Genomic DNA, 22,882 nt, shown 5'->3' with positions numbered 1-22,882 from the left:
GAGGGTGCGATATTCCGTCGGAAAGAGGGAATCCGAGAATCGAAAACGGGGAAATCGATGACGGGGGAACCACCGGACACCGCGCGGCGGACCGCGCACAGGGAGGGCCCGTGGATGTGACCACCACGCTCATCGCCGTCGCGGTGGTACTGGCGGCGGTGCTGTTCGCCTTGGCCGCCGCCGTGCTCGTACGGCTGGTCCGGGCCCGGCGGGGCCTGCGGCGGGCGGGTCTGCCGACCGGCCCGCGCTGGGTGTTCTGGGGCGCGGTCGCGTACTTCGTCCTCCCGACCGACGTGCTGCCCGACCCGGTCTACCTCGACGACATCGGCGTCCTGCTGCTCGCCCTGCGCTCCCTGCGCCGCGCCCCCGACCGCGCCACGACCGTCGGTTAACCGACCGGTAATGAGTTTTCGCCCCGTCCGAGGCACATCTCCCCTGCTCAGCTCCCTGCGCCGCGCTCCACAGCCACGTCGATCACGGAGAGTAAGGAAACCAACCACCCGTTCGATTCGTATAAGTGACTGAAGGTCCGTCACGACGGGCCGAACGGCGCACCAACGCAGCGGGCCCGAGTGACGTCGCACAGCGGCACCGCTTGATCGAGGCAGTTCCGACGAGGGAGAGACGATGCAACCGTTCGCGCTCAACTATGCCCGCCCTGCGGCGGAGTTGGAGTTCGCCACTCCGTACGCCTATGACCCAGGACTGCAGTTGAACGTGCTCCTCGACGGCCGGATCGCCGCTCGTGACCACGCGCTGCTGAGAGAGCTCGGGACGACGACCTCGACGGCGGGTTCCAAGACTCACTTCGACGACTGAACACGGACCGACACGATGACCGTGCTCATCCTGACCTGTGAAGAGGACGTCACGGCGGACATGGTGGTCGTCCACCTGAACGCCGTGGGCGTTCCCGTCGTGCGGCTGGACCCCGCCGACCTCACCCACACCGTCGCGCTCTCCGCGGAGTACGTGCACGGTGCCTTTCGGGGGCATCTGTCGTCCGCGGGACGGCTGGTGAGCCTGGACTCGCTGCGTTCCGTCTGGATCCGCCGGCCCGGTGCGGCGGCGGCCCGGGCACCCGAACCGTCCGCGTGGCTCACGGAGGAGGCCTCGCAGGCGCTGTACGGGATGCTCCGCGGGAGCGGGGCGCGCTGGATGAACCCTCCGGACGCGGCCCTGCGGGCCCGGCACAAGCCGTGGCAGCTGCGGCTGGCCCAGCTCTGTGGGCTGCCCGTGCCGGCCACCCTCATCACGACGTTCCCGCAGGCGGCACGGGACTTCGCGGAGCGCTACCCGGACCTGGTGGTCAAGCCGGTGTCGGGGGCGCATCCGCAGGATCCGCCCCGGGCCGTGCCCACCACCCGGGTCCCGCCGGACGCCGACTTCGCCGCCGTCGCCTACGGGCCGACCCTGCTGCAACGGCGGATCGCCAAGCGGGCGGACGTCCGGCTGACGGCGGTGGGCGACCGGCTGCTGGCCGCCCGCAAGGTGACGGCCTCCGACGGCGACCCCGACGTGGTGGACGTGCGCTTCGCGCCCTCCGCCGCGCCGTGGCGCCCGGTCGAGGTCCCGCCGCGCCTCGCCGACGCCGTACGGACGTATCTGCGCGAGGCGGAACTGGCGTACGGCGCCTTCGACTTCGCGGAGGACGCCGACGGGACGTGGTGGTTCCTGGAGTGCAACCAGTCCGGGCAGTTCGGCTTCGTCGAGGTGGACACCGGCCAGCCGATCGCCCGCACCATCGCTGAGTGGCTGGCCGGGTCCGGCCCCCGGCGGCAGACCCGGCCCGCGGACCGCTGCGGTTCGGCGGTTCCCTGAGCCGGGTCGGGACGTGCGCTCAGACGGCCAGCGAGAGCCCGCTCTCCCCGTCCCTCTCCGGGTCCTGGTCCTGCTTCGGCACCCGGGCCGCCGGCGGTCGCCGTACCGCGGGGTCGAGCAGGGCGTCCGCCGCGGCGACCGCCTCGCGGACGTCGGAGGTGCCCATCAGGACGCACAGGGTGTAGGTGACGTCCTCCAACTCGCGCGCGGTGTGCGGCCTTTCCCTCTCCGCCTGAGCGATCTTCAGCGACGCGTACCGCGTCAGCAACGTCCTGACGGCCTTCGGGTCCGGAACGATCACGAGCGCCCCTCTCTCCAGATGTAGTGGGCAGCGTGTGCCCGGCCCTGGGCGATACATGCGTGTGTGAGGCGCATGTCACCCTCCGGGGGCCCGGTTCCGGCCACTTGGCCCCCGGTGGGCGTCAGGCGGCCTGCCCGCAGTGCAGCGCCGTGTACGCGCCGCCGCGGCGCAGCAGTTGCTCGTGCGTGCCGGTCTCCAGGATCCGGCCGTCCCCCACCACGACGATGCGGTCGGCGCCGCGCACGGTGGACAGGCGGTGCGCCACCACGAAGGTGGTGCGGCCGTGCAGCAGCCGGGCCAGGGCCTGCTGGACGAGCGCCTCGGGGCGGGTGTCGAGCGCGGACGTGGCCTCGTCGAGGATCAGCACCCTGGGGTCCCTGATCAGGGCGCGGGCGATCGCAAGGTGCTCGTCCAGAGCCTGCCGACGGGCTGGTGCCGGTCGACGGTGTCGATGATGGACGCGGTGATCAGGGGCAGCAGCCGGACGGGGCTGTGCTTGACGGTGAAGACGACGACCGCGCCGGCCAGTCGGTACCGGTCGGCGCGGAAGAGGTGGGCGAGCGTGCGGACCGGGTGTTCGTCCCGGTAGCGATGGTCGAGCGGTCTGTCGGGCGGCGACGCCTTCGGCGGTGGTCCTCCCCGGGTGCCGGACGAAGGGGGCGCGTGCGGGGCGCGTTCAGGCGGCGTCGAGTTCCGCGAGTTCCTCGGGGGTGAGGGCGAGTTCCGTCGCGGCGGCCGAGTCGCGGATCGTCTCGGGGCGGCTGGCGCCGGGAATGGGGACGACGACCGGCGACTTGGCGAGCATCCAGGCCAGGCAGACCCGCTGCGGGCTCACCCCGTGCGCCGCGGCGATCCGGGCGAACGGCGCGTGGGCGGAGCCGAGTTCCCCGGCCCGGGAGATACCGCCGAGCGGGCTCCACGGCAGGAAGGCGATGCCGAGTTCGTCGCACAGGCGCAGCTCGGGCTCGCTGGAGCGGAAGGCCGGGGAGAACTGGTTCTGCACGGAGACCAGCCGGCCGCCCAGGATGTCGTTGGCCTGCCTGATCTGCTCGGGGTCGGCGTTGGAGACGCCGGCGCGCAGGACCTTGCCCTCGTCGAGCAGTTCGCGCAGCGCGCCGACGGAGTCGGCGTACGGCACGCGCGGGTCGGGCCGGTGGAACTGGTACAGGCCGATCGCCTCCACGCCGAGCCGGCGCAGGGACGCCTCGCAGGCCTCCTTGAGGTGCCGCGGGCTGCCGTCGAGGGTCCAACTGCCGTCGCCGGGGCGCAGATGGCCGCCCTTGGTGGCGACGAGGACGTCCCCGCCCCGGTCGTGGGTGGCGAGGGCCTTGGCGATCAGGGTCTCGTTGTGGCCGACCTCGTCGGCGTCGCGGTGGTAGGCGTCCGCGGTGTCGATCAGCGTCACCCCGGCGTCGAGGGCGGCGTGCAGGGTGGCGAGGGAGCGTGCCTCGTCGGGCCGTCCCTCGATCGACATGGGCATCGCGCCCAGTCCGATCGCGCTGACCTCGACGTCACCGATGCGGCGGGTGTGCATGGGCTCGTGACCTCTTTCCGGCTGTCGCGGGAACCAGGGAAGTCCGGTGCGCCAGGAGGTGGTTGCGGCGCACCGGACTCAGTCACTCCAGCCTGGCCCGGCCGTGGACGGAGGTCCAATGGAAGAAAGCGAACACATTCAGCAGCGTGGCCGCTGAATCCGGGCCCCTGCTCACGAACGGGTCTTCAGGTACTCCTCCACTCCCGGCGCGCGGTGCGCGTCCTCGACGCCGACCAGGCCGCCGGTCGCCTTCCCGTCGGGCTTCAGCACGTACGTCGACAGCGAGGCGGGCCGGGAGACGTCGGAGAAGTCCTGCGGCGTGCCGAGCCCGGTGTCGGCGTTCTTCTGGGAGCGGTGCGCCTCGACCACGTCCTCGCGGGCGAGGCTGCCGGCCGCGCAGGCCTTCTCCAGGCCGGCGCCCAGCAGATGGGCGGCGTTGTAGCCCGACAGCACCCCGGAGTCGACCTGGGAGCCGGGGTACTTCTTCTCGTACGCGGTGACCATGTGCTCGACGCCGGGGATGTCGGAGCTGACGGCCGGCGCGGCGCTGACCACGTGCAGCATGGCTTCGAGGGCCGGTGCCGCGGGGGTCTTCATGAGCTGCGGGGCGAATCCGGGGGCGTTGCTGACGACGGGGACGCGCAGGCCGCGGGAGGCGGCGACACCGACCAGGGAGGCCGTCTGGGCGGGTCCGGCACTGATCAGGATCGCCTTCGCGCCGGCCTTCTTCAACGCGGTGACCTGCGCGGAGAGGTCGGTGTCCGTCGCCTTGATCTTCTGGCCGACGATGTTCAGGCCGGCCTTCTTCGCGGCCCAGGTGGAGCCTTCGAGCGCGTTGGCGCCGTAGTCGCCCTCGAAGTAGACGTGGCCGACGGTGTCGCCCTGGGCGAGGCCCTTGGTGCGGGTGAGGAAGTCGACCGCGGCGATCATGTCGACGTCGTAGGTGGTGCCGAGGACCTGGATGGAGTCCTTGCCCAGCAGGGACGCCGCCCAGGCCTGCGGGAAGGTGAGCAGGTGGTCGCGTTCGATGTCGTCGAGCAGGGCCGCGACGACGGGCGACCCGATGACCTGGGGCAGGGCGACGACGTCGGGGGCGATGTCGGCGTAGGCGGTGACCGCCTTCTGCACGTCGTAGCCGTGGTCCTTGACGACGATCTCGACCTTGCGGCCGCAGATGCCGCCGTCGGCGTTGGTCTCGTCGGCCCACATCTGCTGGGCCTGCACGATGCTCTTGCCGAGGGTGGCGTAGGGGCCGGTCAGATCGGTGAGGGCGCCGAGCCGGATGGTCTTCGCGCTCACGCCCGGCCCGGACTTGACGCCGCCAGCGTCGGCGTCGTCGGAGGTGCTGCCGCCGTCCGCCTTGGAGCTGCAGCCGGTGGCCGCGATCAGCAGCGCGGTCAGGGCCGCGGCGAGGGCGGTGCCGGGGGTGCGGTGTCTGTGGTGGTGCTCGGTGTTCACGGGGTGGGCTCCTTGGCTCGTGCGGGTTCGGCGGGGGAGGCGGAGGGAAGGGCGGCGGAAGCGCGGTCCGGGGACCGGCCGGGGCGCAGGCGGGCGCGGACGCGGCGGATCAGTCCGTGCAGTCCGTCGGGCGCGTACAGCAGGACGAGGACGATGGCGGCGCCGTAGAGGTAACGGGCCGCCTCGGTCGGGCCGACCGCGCCCTCGCCGCCGGTGCCGGGGGCGGCGACCAGGGGCAGTTGGTCGGCGTAGCGGGTCATCAGCAGGGGCAGCGCGGTGACGAAGACGGCGCCCGCGGTGGCGCCGGCGACGGAGCCGAGCCCGCCGATCACGATCATGGCGAGGTAGTCGACGGAGAGGGCGAGCCCGAAGTAGTCGGGGACGACCCGGCGGAAGGACAGGGCGAGGAGGACGCCGGCCAGGCCGGCGTACATCGACGACACGACGAAGGCCGCCGAGCGGTGCCGGGCGACGTTCACGCCCATCACGGCCGCCGCGGTCTCGCTGTCGCGCAGGGCGGCCAGGGCCCGTCCGGGGCGGCCGCGCAGCAGGCCGCGCGCGGTGAACCAGGTGAGCGCGAACAGGGCGAGGCCGAGGTACCACAGGCGTTCCTCCGCGCCGAACGGCACGCCGAGAACGGTGAGTTGGGGATCGTCGGCGGTGAACCCGAAGCCGCCCAGGGTGAGCGGGGGGACGGAACGGCCGTTGAAGCCGCCGGTGACCGAGTCGGCGGTCAGCAGCAGGTGGTGGCCGAGGAAGACCAGGGCGAGCGTGGCGACGCCCAGGTAGATGCCGCGGACCCGCCCGGCGACGGGGCTGAACAGGCCGCCCGCGGCGCCGGCCAGCAGGACGGCCAGGACGGCGGCGAGGGCCGGGGGCAGTGCCGGGCCGGGCTCGCCGGCCAGCCAGGTGTAGCCGTAGGCGCCCACGGCGAGGAAGAAGGCGTGGCCGAGGGAGAGCTGGCCCGCGGTGCCGGAGAGCAGGCCGAGGCCGACGGCGCCGATGGCCGCGGCCATCGAGAACAGGCCGATGCGCAGCCAGAAGGCGTCCAGGTAGAAGGGCAGGGCGCACAGGACGAGGGCGGGCAGCAGGAGGCGGGCCGCCTTGGGGAGCAGCTCAGACACGGACCGCTCCCTTCGCGCCGAACAGTCCGGTGGGCCGCACCAGCAGCACCACGACCATCACCGCGTACGGCGCGACGTCGCCGAACCCCTCGCCGAGGACGTGCAGTTCGGACTGGTAGCCGGCGACGAGCGCCTCGGTCAGGCCGATGATCAGGCTGCCGGCGAGGGCGCCGGGCGGGGAGGCTATGCCGCCGAGGATCGCCGCGGGGAAGGCCTTGAGGGCGATCTGGCCGGTGGTGCGTTCCAGGCCGGGCGCCGGGAAGGCGGCGAGGAACACGGCGGCGAGGGCGGCCAGGCCGCCGGCCAGGCACCAGGCGAGCATGCGCACCCGGGTCAGCCGGACGCCCATGAGGGCGGCCGCCTCCACGTCCTCGGCCGCGGCCCGCAGGGACAGTCCCCACGGCGTGAACCGGAACAGGGCGAAGACCGCGCCGATGACGACGGCGGAGACCGCGATCGCGGCGAGCCGGCTGTCGGCGACGGTCACCGGGCCGAGGCCGGTCACCGCGTCGCCCCAGGGGTCGCCCAGGGTGAGCAGGTCGCCGCCGATGCGCCGGGCCAGGTCGGTCAGCAGGACGATGTCCACGCCGATGGTGACGATCGTCTGCACGTGGGCGGCCTTCGGGTCGGGGTCGCCGCGTTGCAGCAGCAGCCGGTCCAGGGCTCCGGCGACGGCCGCGGTCGCCAGGACGGCCACCGCGAGGGCGCCGGCGAAGCCCAGGTCGTCGTGGAGGACGGCGACGAGGTAGCCGCCGAGCAGGAGCAGGGAGCCGTGGGCGAAGTTGAGGACGCCGGAGGCCTTGAAGATGACGACGAAGCCGAGGGCGACGAGGGCGTAGACGGCGCCCAGGGCGAGACCGTTGAGGAGGGTGTCGAGGAAGGTGGTCATCGGGCGTCGTCCTCCCCGGAGGGCGGGGCGTCGGTCCCGCTGTCGGGGGCTTCGGCGTCCTCCTCCTCGGGTGCTCCGGTGCCGAGGTACGCGCGCAGGACCTCGGGGTGGCGGCGGATCTCCTCGGGGGTGCCGTGGGCGAGGGGGCGGCCGAAGTCGAGGACCGTGACCTCGTCGGCGAGGCGCATGACCAGGCCCATGTCGTGCTCCACGAGCAGGACGGACAGGCCGAGTCGCTCGCGGACCGTGTGCACGACCTCCGCCGTACGGGCCCGTTCGGCGCCGTTCATGCCGGCCACGGGCTCGTCGAGCAGCAGCACGCGGGGTTCCAGGCACAGGGCGCGGGCGAGTTCGACGCGCTTGCGATCGCCGTACGACAGCAGGGCCACGGGGGTGTCGAAGTGGTCGGCGAGACCGGTGAGTCCGGCGATCTCGCGGGCCCGGTCGAGGTGCTCGCGCTGTTCGCGCACGGCGCTCGGCAGGCGCAGGGCGCTCGCGGTGAAACCGGCGCGGGAGAGGGCGTGCCGGCCGAGCATCAGGTTGTCGGCGACCGTGCCCTCGGTGGTGACGATGTTCTGGAAGGTGCGGGCCACGCCCAGCGCGGCGATCCGGTGCGGGGCGAGCCCCGTCAGCTCGGTGTCGCCGAGCAGGACCTGCCCGGAGGCCGGACGGCACAGGCCCGACAGGACGTTGAAGCAGGTGGACTTGCCGGCGCCGTTGGGTCCGATGAGGGCGTGCACCGAGCCGGGCGCGACGGTGAAGGACACCGTGTCGAGAGCGGTGAGGCCGGCGAAGCGCACGGTGACGTCGCGGACGCGGAGCTCGGGGGGCGGTGCCGGGCGGCGGTCGGTGAGCACGTCGGCGGAGCGGGCTGCCGTACGGCCTGTGGTGCGGCCGGTGATACGGCCGGTGGAGCGGATGTTCACGCGGCCCCCTGGTCGCCGGTCGTCTCGCCGAGGTAGAGGCGGCGTACCGCGTCGCTCTGCGCCAGTTCGTCGGCGGGCCCGGACAGCCGGATCTCGCCCACGTCGAGGACGTACGCGTGGTCGGCGAGGGACAGCGCCATCCCGGCGTTCTGCTCGACCAGCAGGACGGCCGTGCCCTGTGCGTTGATCTCACGGATCACCTCGGCGATCCGGACCACCATGCGGGGGGCCAGACCGAGGGAGGGTTCGTCGAGCAGGAGCAGACGCGGGGCGGCCATCAGGGCGCGGCCGATGGCGAGCATCTGCTGTTCACCCCCGGACAGCAGGCCGGCGGCCTGGCGGCCGCGTTCGGCGAGCACGGGGAAGAGGCCGTACACCCGGTCGCGGGCCTCCCGGACCAGGGCGGGCTCGCGTCGGCTCAGGCCCAGGCCGCCGGTGCGCAGGTTCTCCTCGACGGTGAGCCCGGCGAAGACCCGTCTGCCCTCGGGGACCTGGACGACGCCGGCCCGGACCGCGGCGACCGGATCGCGTCCGTCGAGGGTGGTCCCGCCGTAGCGGACCCGGCCGGCGGTGACGGTGCCGCGGTGCAGGCGCAGGGTGCCCGAGAGGGCCCGCAGCAGCGTGGACTTGCCGGCGCCGTTCGCGCCGAGCAGCGCGACGACCGCGCCGGGCGGGACGGTCAGGGACACGGAGCGCAAGGCTGACAGGGCCCGCCCGTACGTCACGTCCAGGCCTTCGACGTGCAGCGCGGGCGGGTCCTGCGGGGGTGCTTCGGGCATCGCGGCTCCTCGGGTCCGTGCCGCGCGGCACGGCGCTTCGGTGGAAGGGGAGCTCACGACAGCACGCGGGTGACGGGCCGGTACAGGCGCCGGGGCGGGCTCGCTGCGCGGGCCCAGTGCGGGCGGGGCAGGGTTGTGCGGGTGCCCATGAGGCCGGGACGGTCCCGTTCCTCCTGTTCCTTCTGTTCTTCCTGTTCCTCCCGGCCCTTCCGGTCCTCCCGGTCCTCCCGGCCCTTCCGGTCCTCCCGGTCCTCCCGGCCCTTCCGGTCCTCCCGGTCCTCCCGGTCCCCCCGGTCCTCCCGGTCCTCCCGGTCTTCAGTGAGCGATCCGTGTCGCCAGCGCCAGGCTGATCTCCACCACGTCGGCCGGGCGGGACAGGGAGCGGCCCGTCAGCTGCTCGTAGCGGCGGAGGCGGTTGAGGACGGTGTTGCGGTGGCAGTACAGCCGCTCCCCCGCCCGCTGCGCGGAGCCGTCGCAGGCCAGCCAGGTGGCCAGCGTGTCCAGCAGGACGGCCGCGTCGGCGGGTTCCAGGGCGCGCAGCGGGCCGAGGACGCGCTCGGCGAGGGCGGCGGCGAGGTCGGGTGAGGAGATCGCCAGGGCCGCGGGGAGGTGCTCGGTCAGCCGGATGGTGCCACCGGTCCGCGGGCACATGCGCAGCGCCGTGTCCGCGAGCCGGCGGGCGTCACCGACGGCGGCCAGTCCCGACACGGCCGTACTGATCCCCACCCGCGCACCCGAGGACGGGCCGCCGCCGCGCGGTTCCCCGCCCGTTTTCCCGCCGGCCCTGCCGCCGACGCCATCACCGTGGCCATCACCGTGGCCGTGGCCGTGGCCGTGGCCGTGGCCGCCGGGGCCGTGGCCGCCGGCGTGGCCGTGGCCGTGGCCGTTGGCGTCGCCGCGGCCGTTGGCGTGACCCTCACGGTCGCCGTCACCGACGCCGACGCCGTCGCCGTCGCCGAGCAGGACGATTCCGTAGTCCACCTCCACGCCCGTGTGCCAGTGCACCCGCGTCCCCCGCCCGGCGGCGGCGCGGGCCGCCGCGGCCTCGGACGGGGAGCCGCCGGCCACCGCCACGACCGCGTAGCGGCCCTGCTCGGGCAGGTCCAGCGCCTCGGCGGTCTCCGGCAGGTCGGCGATGCGGCTGGTGCCGTCGAGGAGGGCTGCGGCCAGCAGCCGCAGCCGGTTCTCGCGCCGCCAGGCCAGCTGCCGTTCGACCTGCCGGTAGGCGTCCGCGACGAGCGTGCAGTGCTCGTCGACGAAGTTCCACACGTCGGTGGCGACGTGCACGAGGAGGCGTACGTCCTCGGGGGCGGTCCGGGAGGTCTCCTCGACCAGGCGCTGCCAGACCAGGGAACCGCCGAGGCGGAACGCGTGCAGCAGGGCGTCCAGCGGCAGGCCCTGTTCGGCGCGGGTCGCCCCGATCTTCCAGGAGCAGCGGCGCGCCGCGTCCCGGTTGCCGCGCGGGTCGAGCAGTGAGGCCACGCTGTGCCGCAGCGAGCGGTGGACCTCCTGCCAGGTGGCGGCGGGGTCGCTCTCCACGGCCGCGCGGTAGGCGGGTTCCTGTTCCTGGAGTGCGGCGACCAGCCCGTCGGTGAGGTCGGGCAGGTCGTCCAGGAGGATCCGGGCGGCGCGGTGCAGGACGTCCAGGGCGTCGGCGTCGATCAACGAGCGGACGCGCGGCGGGCGGGGCCGGGGAGCCGGTCCCGCTGGTCCCGCCGGCCCCGCCGGTGTGGGGCGCAGCACTGTTCTTGGCCGTAGGGCGTGGTGCATCGCGGGCCTCCCCCGGGGTCGGTGTGCCGACGGCCCCGCACGGCGGGGCTCCGGCCGGCACCGGGTGGGCCGGGGAGTCCGCGCCGTCCCGCCGGCCGGCTCGTCCTGCCCCGCAGGATGGCATACCGTCCGGTCGGTCCCTAGGGGTGTGCACCGCTCTTTTCGGCTTGTTCGACCAGCCGGGCCAGTTCCACGCGGGAGCGCACGCCGAGCGCGGCGAAGACCTTCCGCAGGTGGTAGTCCACGGTGCGGGTGCTGACGGACAGGATCAGGGCGACCTCCCGGTTGGTGGCGCCGTCGGCGACGCACCGGGCGATACGCAGTTGCTGCGGCGTCAGCAGGGACAGGCCGGCGCCGGGCCGGGTCCCGCTCGAGGAGACGCCGTTGGCCCGCAACTCGCCCCGGGTCTGCTCCGCCCAGGCGCGGGCGCCGCAGCGCTCGAAGCCGACCAGGGCGGCGCCGAGGCGCTCGCGTGCCTCGGCGAGCCGGCGCCGGCGGCGCAGCCACTTGCCGTGGAGGAGTTCGGTGCGGGCCCGTTCGAAGTCGCCGCCCGCCGCTTCGTGCAGGTCGAGGGCGTGCCGGTAGAGCGCGTCGGCCCGCTCCGGCGCGGCCAGAAGGGCGCGGCAGCGCAGCAGTTGGGCGGGGGCCTGCGGGTCGGCGCCGAAGCCGGCCCATCGGGCGAAGTCCTCGACGACGGCGTGGGCGCCGTCGGGGTGTCCGGCGGACACGGCGGCCTCCACGAAGCAGGGGACGGCGAGCATCCACACCGCGAAGTGCCCGCGCCGGGGGCCCGGCCGCACCAGCGGTCCCAGCCGGTCCGCGGCCTCCCGGGGCCGGCCGCGGCCCAGGTCGGCCCGGGCCGCCGCCCACTGCGCGAGGGTCGCGGCCTGGGCGAGGCCGTGGCGCCGGGCGGTGGCCGACGCTGCGGCCACGTGTCCGGCGACCAGGTCGGTCTCCCCCTCGATGGACGCGGCCAGTGCCAGCACGGCGTGGTGGTGGGCGGCCGTGTTGCGCTGCCGGGCGAGGTGCGCGGCGCGCAGGCCCTGCTCGGCGTGGGTGCGGGCGAGGGCGTGCCGGCCGGCGCGCAGTTCGACGTAGGCGAGGTACTCGCGTGCCCGGGGGACCGCCGCGGCGGTGCCGAGGGTGCGGGCTGCGGCCAGCGCCCGGGCTGCGGCCCGGCGCCCGGCGTCGAGGTCGCCGAGCATCAGCGCCGCCCCCGCCGCGCGCAGGGCCTCCTCCGGCTCGTCGCTCGCCTCCGCACCCTCCACCACACGCCGCAGCGACTCCGCCGCCGCCCGGAAGTCCCCGCCGAGCAGCGCGCGCAGCCCGCACCGATAGTCACGGACCACCGACACGCCCTTGACCTCACCCCCGCCCCTCACCATGCCCCCGGCCTCGCCACTGCCCCCGGCCCCGTGACAGGGCCCGGGCCCTGTCACGGCCTCGCCGCTTCGCACCGGCCCTGGGCCCATCAAGGTTTCACCGCTTCCCACCGGCCCGGACCCGGCCCCGCCGCTTCCCACCGGCCCAGGCCCGGCCCCGCCGCTTCCCACCGGCCCAGGCCCGGCCCCGCCCCTTCCGACCGGCCCGGCCCCGGACCCGGACCCGCCGCTTCCCGTGGCCATGCCCGTGGTGTGGCTCAGGGCGTGCAGGCAGCCGGCCGGGTCGCCGGCCGTCCACGCGGCGTCCGAGGCGGCGAGAGCCGCGGTCTCCGCCTGTTCGGCGGCTCGCTCGGCCAGCAGCGAGGAGGCGAGCAGCAGGGAGGCCCGGGCCTCGTCGACCGGCCCGTCGTGCAGCACCGTGATACCGCGCAGCAGTTCGGCGCGGCCCCGCACGTGGGCGGGGGCCCCGTCGGTCCGGGCCGCGTCGAGCAGTCGTGACGCCCGGTGCGAGCGCCCGGCGAGCAGGGCCTGTTCGGCGGCGGCCGTGTACCACTCGGCGCGCCGGGGCGCGTCGCCGGCCAGCTCCGCGGCCCTGACGTACGCGGCGCACCGCAGTTCGCGCGGGGCGGAGTCGGCCGGATCGGCCGCCGCGGCCGCCAGTTCGGCCGCCGTCCCCGACCCCGCCCACGCCCGGTGCAGCAGCGCACGGAGCGCCGGGCCCTCGCCCTCCATGGCCCGGGCCAGCGCCCGGTGCACGGCCCGGCGCCGCCCGGCCGTGGCCCCCGCGTACACCGCCCGGCGCAGCAGCTCACTGCGGAACCGCACCGCGCCGTCGGCCGCCACGAGCAGGTCCGGAAGCGGCTCGCCGGGGGTCGGAGGTCCGTCGGCGCGGAGGTGCTCCACCGCGCGGAGGACGAGCCGTACGTCGACGGAGGCGTGCTCCGTGCCCTCCGCATACCCCGTGCTCCAGGCGTTCCCGGCGTCCCGTACGGCGGCCGCCACCGTCAGCAGGACGTCGTGCTGCCCGGGCGTCGCCCCGGACAGGTGTCCGCCGACCACGCCGGTCAGCACCTCGCCGTCGGCCAGCGGGAGCGGCAGCCGGCGCTCACCCCGCAACTGGGCGGGCGTGAGCCGCCGCACGACGGCCAGCAGCAGCGCCGGGTTGCCCTCGGCCGCGTCGACCACGTCGTCCCGTACGCCCGCGTCGACGGTCCCGCCCGTCGCCTCGTCCACCAGGGCGGCCGCCTCCTCCGGGGACAGCGGATCCACCCGCAGCAGGGGCAGCCCGGCGAACTCCGGGTCGGGCGGGCGGTGTCCGGGGATGCTGAGGAGCAGGCTCACGTGCGCCGTGCCGCGCAGGCGTGCGGCGGCGTGTCCCAGGGCGGCACGGGAGGGGGCGTCCCACAGGTGCGCGTCGTCGACGCACACCAGCAAGGGGGGCGGGGCGGCGCGCAGCGCGTCGAGCAGTGCCCCGCCCGACGAGCCGGTGGGGGTGCGCCCGGTGACCTCGCCGAGGGCGCGCAGCAGTGTGCGCAGACCGCTGCCGGGGACGGCCGTCCGCGCCGGATCGGCGCGGACGCGCACCACGGCTCCGGCGGTTCTGGCGGCTCCGGCTCCGGCTGCGGCTGCGTCGGAGAAGGAGCGGGCCGCGGAGTCGAGGAACCACGTGCGTCCACCACCGGGTTCGCCGGTCACGGCCCGTACGTACCCGCCCTGCACGGTCGTCTGTCCGGTCATTCCCGCGACGTTACGCACGCGTAACGAAGGGCGGAAGGTGTGCCTCCACGCTGCGGGGGAGGCACTTCGCGGCTGTGAGCTGGACGTTCGCGGATGACGGGCGGAATGCGGCTTGTGCCGCTGCCCAACGCCCGGCCGCCCGTGGCGTGCACGCGCACAACGACGGCGGCGGCCGCGCGGGATGCGCGGCCGCCGCTCGCCGGAGTACGGCGGTTCAGCGGTACGGCGTCACGAGGTGTGCGGGCAGTTGCCCCGGTACTCCTCGATCGTCAGGCTCGGCCGGGGCAGCGGGCACAGGAACTGCTCGTAGCGGGTGTCGTTGTCGATGAAGCGCTTCAGCCACGAAATGCTGTACTTCGCGATCGTCGTGTCCGACGTGTTCGGGGTGAAGTGGGTGGCGCCGTTCAGCTCCAGGTAGGCACGGTCCAGGGCGGACGGCAGGCTGGTGTAGAACGGCTCGGCGTGGCTGGACACGGGCGCGATCGTGTCGCCGTCGGCCCCGACGATGAGGGTGGGCGTGCTGATCTCGGGCCAGGTCTTGTCGAGGTTCCACGGCGTCAGCGGGATCGCGGCCTGGAGGGAGGGTCGTGTCTTGGCGGCCTCGAGGCTGCCGCCGCCGCCCATGGAGTGGCCCATGACGCCGAGCCGGGTGCCGTCGATCCGGCCGCGGACGGAGCTGCTCTGGGTGAGGTAGTCCAGGGCCGCGAGCAACTGGCGGCCGCGGGAGTCGGGTTGGTCCAGCGTGGTGTTGGTGTCGATGGTGAAGACGACGAAGCCCTGGGAGGCCAGGCGCGGTCCCAGCCAGGCGATGGACGACTGGGTGCCGGTGTAGCCGGGTGAGATGGCGACCGCTCCGAAGGTGCCGTCGGCGGTGCTGGTGGGGTAGTAGACGGTGCCTCCGCCGAAGCCGGTGACGGAGAGCGAGGAGACCGAGGTCTGCGAGACGGCGTACGGGCCCCGCACCGCCTCGATGCTCGCGGTGGTCGGCGCCGGGCCACGCTCGTAGGGGTTGTCCGCGGCGTGCGCCCCGGGGCCGCTGAGGGTGGTGAGGCCGACGACCGCGGCGATCGCCGTCGCCAGGCCGGCGATCCGGCCGGGCCTGCGGTGGGGGGAACCGGTGGACACGCGGTGGGCGGCACCGGTGCGCGCTTGCTGCTGCACGACGAGTCGTCCTCTCTGTCGCGACGGCCCGCCCGGCCGGGCGGGCCCGTTGACGGGCTGGCGGTGCCACTGTCGGAGGGAGGACGGGGTGCGGGGACCGGCAATGTCACCGGTCTTCCGGACGACGGACGGTCCGCCGGACGACACGAGGTCTCCCGAACGGCGGGAGTCCGGCGGGCGGCGGCATCCCGCGGAGGGCGGCAGCCCGCCAGGACCCGCGCCTGCCGTACGCCAGTTCGAGGCGCCCGGTCGTCGTTGTGCGCGAGCCGCCGGAGACGTACGGCCCGTGCAGGGGCGAACCTGGAGTCGACCGCCCGTCGTCGGCGCACCGAAGGAGACCAGGACGTGTCGTCCCCCATCGAGAACGCCCTTGAGAACGCCCACGCGAACGCCCTTGAGACCGCCCACGAGAACACCGTCGTCGACGCCGTCGAGAACACTGTCGACACGGCGATCGGGAACAGTGCCTCGCGTGTCGCGCCCGTCGTGCGCCAGGCCGTCGCCGACGGGCTGCTCGGCGAGGAGCGGCCGCTGGCCGGATTCGTCGACGTCCAGGGCGTGCGTGACAGCGTCGCCGGTCTGCACGAGGCGTTCGCGCGGGTCCCGGACGTGCTGCACACCTTCGCGGCCAAGGCCTGCGCGCTGGTGCCCGTGCTGCGGCTGCTCTCCGACACCGGGATGGGCTGCGAGGTGGCGAGCCCCGGCGAGCTGCGGCTGGCGCTGGACGCCGGTTTCGAGCCGGGCCGGATCGTGCTGGACTCCCCCGCGAAGACCCGCCAGGAGATCCGCGAGGCCCTCGCCCTCGGGGTCGCGGTCAACGCCGACAACCTCGCCGAGCTCGAACGCGTCGACGCGCTGCGCCCGGCGGACTGCGCGTCCGTCATCGGCCTGCGGGTCAACCCGCAGGTCGGCAGCGGGACCATCGGGGCGATGAGCACCGCGACGGAGCACGCCAAGTTCGGGGTGGCGCTGCGCGATCCCGGTGCCCGCGCCCGGGTCGTCGAGGCCGTCGCGCGGCGGCCGTGGCTGACCCGGCTGCACGCGCACGTCGGCTCGCAGGGCTGCCCGCTGTCCCTGATCGCCGAGGGCCTCGCCGCCCTCCACCTCCTCGCCGAGGAGATCGACGCCCGCGTGGGCCACCGGCAGATCACCAGCCTCGACCTGGGCGGCGGCCTCCCGGTGAACTTCACCGACGACACCGTCACCCCCACGTACGCCGACTACGTCGCCGCGCTCACCGCCGCCGAACCGGCCCTGCTGGACGGCCGCTACCAGATCGTCACCGAGTTCGGCCGCTCCCTGCTCGCCAAGAACGGCTTCCTCGCGGCCCGCGTGGAGTACGTCAAGGACGCGGGCGACCGCCGTATCGCCGTCACCCACGCCGGCGCGCAGGTCGCCACCCGCACCGTGCTGATGCCGGGCGCCTGGCCGCTGCGGGTGTCGGCGCACGGCCCGGACGGCACGCCGAAGCGGACGCCCCCCTTGCGGCAGGACGTCGCCGGACCCCTCTGTTTCGCCGGGGACGTCGTGGCGCACGAGCGCGAACTGCCCGAACTCGCCGAGGGCGACCTGGTCGTCCTGCACGACACGGGCGCCTACTACTTCTCGGCGCCGTGGGCGTACAACAGCCTGCCCCGGCCCGGTGTGTACGGGTGTCTGGTGCGCGACGGGCGGGTCGGGTTCGCCACGGTCCGTCCCCCGCAGTCGGTGCGGGAGATCTCCGTGGAGAGCGGGCTGGACCGGGCGGACGCGCTGCTGACCGGCTTCGCGGCGCCTTCGACGCCCTGACGTCACGTCCGGGACGACGTTCACGGCGTTCCCAGGCATCAGTGGCGCGATTCGGAGCACCCGGACCGTGTCCGCTGACGAGGAGAACACCGTGCTGTGGGTCGCCGTACTGCTGCTGCCGCTGCTGTCCGTCCTGCTCGTGGTCATGGACCGCGTCGAGGACCGTCTGTTCACCCCCGCCCCGGCCAAGCCGCGGCATGCCGCCCGCAAGCGGCATCTGCGGCTGGTCCGGGGCGACACCGAGAGCGGGGAGCCGGCCACGGACGACGGCCGGTCCGCGCCCCGGGCGGCCTGACCGGCCCCCGGGCTCCCCGACGGCGCCGTCCGTGTGCGAGGCTCGCTCACGGACGGCGCCACTCACGGCGTCGGCCGTCACCTCCTCCGGCAGCAGGGAGAGTCAGCGACATGCGCATCGGTCTGCTCGGCACCGGCCCCTGGGCCCGGATGGTCCACGCCCCCGCCCTGAGCACGCACGAAGGACTCGACTTCGCCGGAGTGTGGGGCCGCCGCCCCGCCGCCGCGAAGGAACTGGCCGACCGTCACGACACCCGGGCCTACGACGATGTCGACGCCCTGCTCGCGGAGGTGGACGCGGTCGCGGTCGCGCTCCCGCCGGACGTCCAGGCCGGCCTCGCGGTACGCGCCGCCGAGGCGGGCTGTCACCTTCTCCTCGACAAGCCCGTCGCCGCGACGGTGGCGGGGGCCCGGACGGTGACGCGGGCCGCTCGGGACGCGGGGGTCGCCTCGGTCGTCTTCTTCACCACGCGCTTCCTGCCCGAGCCCGAGGCCTGGATAGCGGAACAGATGTCCGCGGGTGGGTGGTTCACGGGGCACGCGCAGTGGCTGGGGGCGGTGTTCACGGAGGACAGCCCGTTCGCCACGCCGTGGCGCCGGGAGAAGGGCGCCCTGTGGGACGTGGGACCGCACGCGCTGTCCGTGCTGCTTCCGGTGCTGGGTGACGTCCGCCGGGTGTCGGCCGCCGGGCGGGGGCCCGGGGACACGGTGCACGTGGTCCTGGACCACGTCGGTGGTGCCTCCAGCACTCTGACGCTCAGTCTGACGGCTCCGCCCTCGGCGTCGGGTTCCGCCGTCGAGATCCGTGGCGAGGCCGGGGTGGTGCGGCTCCCGGACAGTTCCTCGGACGCCGTCACCGCCTTCGGCCGGGCCGCGGACGCGCTGGGCGCCGCGGCCCGGAACGGCCGCCCGCACGCGTGCGACGCGGCGTTCGGCCTGCGGGTCACCGAGGTACTCGCCGAGGCCGAGGCCCTGCTGGCCGACGGCGCCGGCTGAGTACGCGGTGGTCCCGGCCGGTCAGGCGTGCCGGTGCGTGCGCCGGTTGCCGGTGACGGCCCGGTAGAGGACCAGCAGGATGAGCGAGCCGACGATCGCGGCGATCCAGGTGGACAGGTCGAAGAACCCGTCGATCGAGTCCACGCCGAAAATCACCTTGCCCAGCCAGCCACCGAGCAGACCGCCGACGATGCCGATGAGCATCGTGACGATGATGCCGCCCGGGTCCTTCCCGGGCAGCAGCAGCTTGGCGATGGCACCGGCGAGCAGACCTATCAGAATCCAGGCGATGATGCCCACGGTTCCTCCCATGTCCGTCGGAAAACGTGTACCTCTCCCGAATGCACGGTCACGGGAACCGCAAACCTGCCGAAGGCCCTCCAACTCCATTCTCTTCGGCAGCGCCGTGCCCGGATGAGGAGGGCCGCCGGGTGGAGTGCGGCCCGGTAGGCGATGGCGGGGGTTTCCGGCCGCCGGCGGCCCGCCCTCGGTGAGGAGGACGGACACGCAGTGCCAGGACCTCGGGGCTGCCGGTGGAACGCCTCACGCCGAGGCGGGCGCGGGCTCCTCCAGCGCGGCCACGACCATCACCGGAAGATCGGTGTCCTGCTGTACCACACCGGCGGTCAGGACCCGGCCGTCGAGGGTCCACTTCCGTACGGCGATGAACTCGTCCTTGTCCGCGGCCGTCGGCTCGGCCTCGGTGAGGTGGCCGGCGAGCGGGGAGTCCTCGATCTCGGGGAGGAACCCGGCCAGCGCCTGCTCGCCCTGCTCGTAGACGGCGTCCAGATCGTCGAAGTAGCCGGACTCGTCGACGTCACGGATCCAGACGGCGAACGAGACGCGGACCGCCCCGCTGCGGAACGTCTGGATCCATCCCCGAATGCCGCCCTTGCGCCAGGACGTCTCCACACCGTCGCGGGGCTTTCCCCCGGGCGTCCACTCCTGGGCCGTGAACCTCGCCGCCGCGCCCTCGGCGGTCAGCGGGGCGAGGCCCCGAAGCTCTTCCAGCATTGCGGTCACTGCAGCCATGAACTCATTCCACTCATGCCGTTGCCGGGCACGTGATACGCCCTCAGCTGCCCGCTGGCGTAGGCCTCGGGGAAGGCCTTGGACAGCACCTCGTTCACATGCGCGGCGCCCCATTCGTTGGACACCATATAGCGGACCCCCTTGCCCCCGAGATCCTCGTTGAGGGCGAGCAGTTTGTCGGCCTGCGTGGTGATCCGACTCTCGTCATAGAACTCGAAATCGGGATTGTACGGAGATTTCTCCCATTCGCCGTGGTTGTCGCCGCCGGTCCACTTGGCCTCGGTGACCCAGCCGTCCCGCGGACCGCCGTCGACATGGACCTCCCGGCCGTCCGGCAGGATCCACTGCTGCTCGTAGCTCTGGTCGGTGACGAGCCGCTGGTAGCGGAATGCCGGGCGTTCGAGTTGCTTCTCGGTCAGCCAGCCCAGGCCCTTGAAGCGCGAGTAGGGCGACAGGCCGAGCGGGTCACAGACGGAGAACGGGTTGTGCACATAGGCGACCGGGTTCGGCGCGGGTCCGAGGCCGAGGGGGTCCGGGGAGGTGTAGCGGCCGGTCTCCGGGTCGTAGTGGCGGAACAGGTTGTAGTGGAGACCGGTCTCCGGGTCGTAGTACTGGCCGGGGAAGCGCAGCGGGGTGTAGGCCGTACTGGAACGGGTCCAGGCGGTGGTCCCCCAGAGGGTGCTCCTGGCACGCCAGGTGATCTCGCCCGACGCGTCGACCAGCTCGGTGGGCGTGCCCACGAGGTCGGTGGCGATGGCGAAGAACCGCCGGTCGATCTCCTCCTGGCGGGTGTCCGGGGTGAGGAGGCGTTCCGTCTGGGACAGCGGGACCAGGCCGCGGTGGTCCCAGGTGAAGGCGACCACGTGTGGCAGGTCCGGCGTGTGGACCGTCTGTTCGCACAGGGTCGTGCCGTCCCAGGCGAAACGGATCTCCTCGGCCACTCTCCCGCCGTTGTCGGCGAGTCGCTGCTTGGCGGTGCGGCGGCCCAGGGGGTCGTAGCGGTAGCGCCAGCGGGTGCCGTCGGGTGTGACGACGGAGGTGAGGCGGTTCTCGGCGTCCCACTCGTAGCGCCAGGTGTCGGGCTTGCGCGAGAGGCGTGTCTTCTGTCGCAGGGTGACCCGGCCGAGGGCGTCGTGTTCGAAGCGGACCGTGCCGGCCCGGGTGACGGCGGTGCCGGTGTAGGTGCGCGGGCCGGTGGCTTCGTTGCCGGGGTGGGAAGCGGGCCAGGATGCCTCGGTCTGGTTGCCGGCGGCGTCGTAGGCGTAGCGCTCGGTCCAGTCCTGGGCGTGGACGGCGGTGACCCGGCCGGCGGCGTCCAGATCGAAGGTGCGCAAGCCCGACAGTGCGTCGGACAGTGAGGCGAGATGGCCGTCGGCGCGGTAGGAGTAGCGGCGGTGGTTGAGGGAGCGCTCGCCGGCCGTCACGTGCTGGGAGGAGAGCCTGCCGGCCTCGTCCCAGGCGGAGGCCAGGGTGAGGGTGCCGCCGAAGACGCGTTCGAGTTCCCGGCCGGCCGCGTCGTGGGTGAAGGAGATCTCGCGGCCGCCGACGGTCATCCGGGCGGGGCGGCCGACCGCGTCGTAGCCGTATGCGGTGACCACGCCGGTGGGGGTGACGCGGCGGGTACGGCGGCCCAGGGCGTCGTAGGCGTAGTTCATGGCGCGGCCGTCGACGAGTTCGGTCTTGATCCTCCCGCGACGGTCGTACACGTAGGCGACCTCGCTGTCCGGTCCGGCTGCCCGCAGCAGGCGTCCGGCCCGGTCGTACGCATACGTGGTCACCTTGCCCGCGACGTCCTTGCGGACCGCTCGGCCGAGTAAGTCGTAGGCGTAGGCGACGACACCGCCGAGCGCGTCGGTCCGGGCGGTGAGCTGCCCGGCGGCGTCGTAGCGGTAGGTGAGGGTGCGGTCGTCGAAGTCGGTCTCGGAGACCAGCCGGCCGGCCTTGTCGTACTCGTACGACCAGGTGAGCCCTTGGGGGTCGGTGACCTGGGCGAGCCGCAGGTCGGTGTCGTACGCGAACTCGTAGCGGGCGCCGTCGGGGTGGGTGCGGGCGGCGAGGAGGTCGAAGTGGGTGTACTCGAAGCGGGTCACGCCGCCGAGCGGGTCGGTGTGGGTGAGGCGATTCCCCTCGCCGTCGTGGGCCCACGACTCGGTGGAGCCGTTGGGGCCGACCCGGCGGGCGAGATTGCCGTCCGCATCCCATTCGAGACGCGTGACGCCGCCGACCGGGTCGATGATGCGGACCGTCCGGCCCAGAGCGTCGCGTTCCAGCCGGGTGGTGCCGCCGGACGGGTCGGTCACCTCCACCGGCAGGCCGGCGGAGTCGCAGCGCACGGTGGTGGTGGCGCCGAGGGCGTCGGTGACCGTGGTGAGCCGTCCCCGGTCGTCGTAGGTGTACCGGGTGGTGGAGCCCGCCGGGTCGGTGACGGCGGTACGGTTTCCGCGGTCGTCGAACTCCTGGAGCCAGCGGGCGCCGTCCGGCCCATGGAACTCCGTGGACAGCCCGAACGAGCCCCGCACGGTGCGCAGTTCGCTTCCGTCGGGCCGTGTGACGGTGATCAGCCGGCCGTTCTCGTCGTAGGTGAAGGACGTGGTGCGGCCCAGCGGGTCGGTGCGGGTCAGGGTGTTCCCGCGGCCGTCGTGGGCGAAGCGTGTGGTGTGGCCGAGCGGGTCGGTGGTGGCGAGGATCCGGCAACGGCTGTCGATCAGGTGGCGCGTCGTGCGCCCGTCGGCGGTGGTGAGGGTGGTGGTGCGGTGGCCGGTCTCGGGGTCGGGTTCGGTGTAGGTGAGGGTGATCTGGATGTGGCCGGCTTCGCCGCCTTCGGCGACGACGCGGTCGCGGTCGTCGTAGAGGTAGTCGTAGCGGCTTGCGTTGGAGTCGATCCAGGCGATGACGCGGCGGCGGTCGTCGTAGACGAAGGTGGTGGTGGCGCCCGACGGTTTGGTGACGGCGGTGAGGTTGCCGTCCTCGTAGCCGTAGCGCATCAGGGGCAGGTCCGCGCCGCCCTCGCCCGCGCCGGCCAGGGACAGGGCGGTGATCCGGCTGTCGCCCACGGCGATGGCCACCCGCCGGCCCGCCGAGGAAGCCAGGGCGAGCGGGATGCCGTCCTCGGTGCGTTCCACGGCCCACCAGTTGCCGTTGCGGTCCTCGGCCCGCTCCAGCCAGGCGATGCCGTCGTCACCCGGCTCGCCATGGGGTGGCGCGGTGAAATGGCGGACCAGGCCACTGTCGGGGTCGGTGACGGTGTAGTCGCCGTCGGCGTCACGGGCCAGGAGTGTGCCCGCGGCACCGGTCTCGGGGCGGGTGGGCGCGCCGGGGGCGGGGTGCGGGTAGGTGATCAGGAGCCCGTCGGCGGTGACGTGGACGACGCCGATCGCGTCGACCTCCAGACGCTCGTCGACGGTGGAGGTCCAGGACGGGCCGAAGAACCGTCCGGCCGTGCAGCCGGACTCGGTGCGGCGGGTGAAAGTCAGCGGAAACGTACCGGGCAGCACGAGATCCGTCTGGGGCAGGAACATCCGGCCGGTGGCGAGGTCCACCGGGTCGGTGCCGACGACGGTGCGGCTCGCGTCGGGGCGGTTGTGGGTGCCGTCGGGGGCGTTGTCGACCAGGTTGCGCGCCCGTGCGGCGTCGGCGGCCTCCTCCGCGATGCGGATGCCTTTCACCGCGGCGCCGCCGCCGCCGGTGGCGGCGGTCAGCGCGAGGTCGGGGATCAGCCGGCCGAAGCCCTCGGCGGGGTCCTTCATGAAGTCGCTGATCATCTGCTTGCCGGTGCCGACGGGGTCGTTCGCGGCGACCACCAGGCCCGCGGCCAGGCTGTTGAGGGATGTGGCGTACTCGGCCGGGTGCGTGATGTTGTACGGGTCCAGCGGATTGACACTGCGGACGAA

General features: G+C 74.0%; 19 protein-coding genes and 1 pseudogene. 6 read left to right on the top strand and 14 right to left on the bottom strand.

The features are described 5' to 3' along the window. Window positions 1-110: 110 nt before the first annotated feature. The 3 genes from ACF1A1_RS37095 to tgmB all read left to right on the top strand — a co-directional run bounded on the left by ACF1A1_RS37095 (window position 111) and on the right by tgmB (window position 1,821). Window positions 111-392, top strand: a complete 282-nt coding sequence (locus ACF1A1_RS37095; RefSeq protein ID WP_392006287.1) for a DUF1232 domain-containing protein — start codon at window positions 111-113, stop codon at window positions 390-392. Between the two features lie 235 nt (window positions 393-627). Next, window positions 628-819: a putative ATP-grasp-modified RiPP gene (gene tgmA / locus ACF1A1_RS37090; protein ID WP_352251714.1), complete on the top strand. Its 192-nt coding sequence runs from the start codon at window positions 628-630 to the stop codon at window positions 817-819. 15 nt (window positions 820-834) lie between these two features. Further along, a complete protein-coding gene (gene tgmB, locus ACF1A1_RS37085; RefSeq protein ID WP_392006285.1) occupies window positions 835-1,821 on the top strand; it encodes an ATP-grasp ribosomal peptide maturase in 987 nt (328 codons plus the stop codon). Between the two features lie 19 nt (window positions 1,822-1,840). On the opposite strand, the gene ACF1A1_RS37080 is transcribed toward tgmB, so the two are convergent. From ACF1A1_RS37080 to ACF1A1_RS37030, 11 genes and pseudogenes are all read right to left on the bottom strand, one after another. Further along, complete coding sequence (locus ACF1A1_RS37080; protein WP_392006283.1) at window positions 1,841-2,122, bottom strand: DUF5133 domain-containing protein; 282 nt, start codon at window positions 2,120-2,122, stop codon at window positions 1,841-1,843. Window positions 2,123-2,243: 121 nt separating this feature from the next. Continuing rightward, window positions 2,244-2,528, bottom strand: a pseudogene (locus ACF1A1_RS37075) (ABC transporter ATP-binding protein); the annotation flags it as partial. A gap of 270 nt (window positions 2,529-2,798) precedes the next feature. Further along, window positions 2,799-3,656, bottom strand: coding sequence for an aldo/keto reductase (locus tag ACF1A1_RS37070; protein ID WP_392006281.1), 858 nt, complete (start codon window positions 3,654-3,656; stop codon window positions 2,799-2,801). A 171-nt stretch (window positions 3,657-3,827) separates the two neighbouring features. Further along, complete coding sequence (locus ACF1A1_RS37065; RefSeq protein WP_392006279.1) at window positions 3,828-5,114, bottom strand: ABC transporter substrate-binding protein; 1,287 nt, start codon at window positions 5,112-5,114, stop codon at window positions 3,828-3,830. Then, entirely contained in the window at window positions 5,111-6,238 is a 1,128-nt protein-coding gene (locus tag ACF1A1_RS37060) for a branched-chain amino acid ABC transporter permease (RefSeq protein WP_392006277.1), read from the bottom strand. Before ACF1A1_RS37060 ends, ACF1A1_RS37065 begins: the two co-directional genes overlap by 4 nt. Next, a complete protein-coding gene (locus ACF1A1_RS37055) occupies window positions 6,231-7,127 on the bottom strand; it encodes a branched-chain amino acid ABC transporter permease (protein ID WP_392006275.1) in 897 nt (298 codons plus the stop codon). The genes ACF1A1_RS37060 and ACF1A1_RS37055 overlap by 8 nt, the downstream gene beginning before the upstream one ends. Beyond that, complete coding sequence (locus ACF1A1_RS37050; protein ID WP_392006369.1) at window positions 7,124-7,984, bottom strand: ABC transporter ATP-binding protein; 861 nt, start codon at window positions 7,982-7,984, stop codon at window positions 7,124-7,126. Before ACF1A1_RS37050 ends, ACF1A1_RS37055 begins: the two co-directional genes overlap by 4 nt. A 65-nt stretch (window positions 7,985-8,049) precedes the next feature. Next, window positions 8,050-8,832, bottom strand: a complete 783-nt coding sequence (locus tag ACF1A1_RS37045) for an ABC transporter ATP-binding protein (protein ID WP_392006273.1) — start codon at window positions 8,830-8,832, stop codon at window positions 8,050-8,052. A 315-nt stretch (window positions 8,833-9,147) separates the two neighbouring features. Then, a complete protein-coding gene (locus tag ACF1A1_RS37040) occupies window positions 9,148-10,602 on the bottom strand; it encodes a PucR family transcriptional regulator (protein ID WP_392006270.1) in 1,455 nt (484 codons plus the stop codon). Window positions 10,603-10,742: 140 nt separating this feature from the next. Further along, window positions 10,743-13,721: a LuxR C-terminal-related transcriptional regulator gene (locus ACF1A1_RS37035; RefSeq protein WP_392006268.1), complete on the bottom strand. Its 2,979-nt coding sequence runs from the start codon at window positions 13,719-13,721 to the stop codon at window positions 10,743-10,745. A gap of 228 nt (window positions 13,722-13,949) precedes the next feature. After that, window positions 13,950-14,882 carry an alpha/beta hydrolase gene (locus ACF1A1_RS37030; protein ID WP_392006266.1) on the bottom strand — a complete coding sequence of 311 codons (933 nt, stop codon included), beginning with the start codon at window positions 14,880-14,882 and terminating at the stop codon, window positions 13,950-13,952. 453 nt (window positions 14,883-15,335) lie between these two features. On the opposite strand from ACF1A1_RS37030, the gene ACF1A1_RS37025 reads away from it, so the two are divergent. From ACF1A1_RS37025 to ACF1A1_RS37015, 3 genes are all read left to right on the top strand, one after another. Continuing rightward, window positions 15,336-16,670, top strand: coding sequence for a diaminopimelate decarboxylase (locus tag ACF1A1_RS37025; RefSeq protein ID WP_392006367.1), 1,335 nt, complete (start codon window positions 15,336-15,338; stop codon window positions 16,668-16,670). Between the two features lie 67 nt (window positions 16,671-16,737). Next, complete coding sequence (locus ACF1A1_RS37020; protein WP_392006264.1) at window positions 16,738-16,965, top strand: hypothetical protein; 228 nt, start codon at window positions 16,738-16,740, stop codon at window positions 16,963-16,965. Window positions 16,966-17,075: 110 nt separating this feature from the next. Continuing rightward, entirely contained in the window at window positions 17,076-17,960 is an 885-nt protein-coding gene (locus tag ACF1A1_RS37015; protein ID WP_392006262.1) for a Gfo/Idh/MocA family protein, read from the top strand. A 21-nt stretch (window positions 17,961-17,981) separates the two neighbouring features. Here ACF1A1_RS37015 and ACF1A1_RS37010 read toward each other — a convergent pair whose 3' ends face one another. The 3 genes from ACF1A1_RS37010 to ACF1A1_RS37000 form a co-directional block, all read right to left on the bottom strand. Further along, window positions 17,982-18,260, bottom strand: a complete 279-nt coding sequence (locus ACF1A1_RS37010; RefSeq protein WP_365457452.1) for a GlsB/YeaQ/YmgE family stress response membrane protein — start codon at window positions 18,258-18,260, stop codon at window positions 17,982-17,984. Window positions 18,261-18,503: 243 nt separating this feature from the next. Further along, window positions 18,504-18,992, bottom strand: a complete 489-nt coding sequence (locus ACF1A1_RS37005) for a hypothetical protein (protein ID WP_392006261.1) — start codon at window positions 18,990-18,992, stop codon at window positions 18,504-18,506. Further along, on the bottom strand, window positions 18,980-22,882 hold a 3,903-nt coding region (locus ACF1A1_RS37000), incomplete at its 5' end, for an RHS repeat-associated core domain-containing protein (protein ID WP_392006259.1). The genes ACF1A1_RS37000 and ACF1A1_RS37005, both read right to left, overlap by 13 nt.

The organism is Streptomyces sp. NPDC014995, from assembly GCF_043080745.1.
GTDB lineage: Bacteria > Actinomycetota > Actinomycetes > Streptomycetales > Streptomycetaceae > Streptomyces.
Note: the sequence above shows the minus strand (reverse complement) of the source record. Positions and strands in the feature narration are given on the sequence as shown.

Bases quoted from the DNA above. Each gene is read 5' to 3' on its own strand.
- tgmA (WP_352251714.1), top strand. From the start codon at position 628: ATGCAACCGTTCGCGCTCAACTATGCCCGCCCTGCGGCGGAGTTGGAG.
- tgmB (WP_392006285.1), top strand. From the start codon at position 835: ATGACCGTGCTCATCCTGACCTGTGAAGAGGACGTCACGGCGGACATG.
- ACF1A1_RS37070 (WP_392006281.1), bottom strand. From the start codon at position 3,656: ATGCACACCCGCCGCATCGGTGACGTCGAGGTCAGCGCGATCGGACTG.
- ACF1A1_RS37055 (WP_392006275.1), bottom strand. From the start codon at position 7,127: ATGACCACCTTCCTCGACACCCTCCTCAACGGTCTCGCCCTGGGCGCC.
- ACF1A1_RS37045 (WP_392006273.1), bottom strand. From the start codon at position 8,832: ATGCCCGAAGCACCCCCGCAGGACCCGCCCGCGCTGCACGTCGAAGGC.
- ACF1A1_RS37040 (WP_392006270.1), bottom strand. From the start codon at position 10,602: ATGCACCACGCCCTACGGCCAAGAACAGTGCTGCGCCCCACACCGGCG.
- ACF1A1_RS37035 (WP_392006268.1), bottom strand. From the start codon at position 13,721: ATGACCGGACAGACGACCGTGCAGGGCGGGTACGTACGGGCCGTGACC.
- ACF1A1_RS37015 (WP_392006262.1), top strand. From the start codon at position 17,076: ATGCGCATCGGTCTGCTCGGCACCGGCCCCTGGGCCCGGATGGTCCAC.
- ACF1A1_RS37005 (WP_392006261.1), bottom strand. From the start codon at position 18,992: ATGGCTGCAGTGACCGCAATGCTGGAAGAGCTTCGGGGCCTCGCCCCG.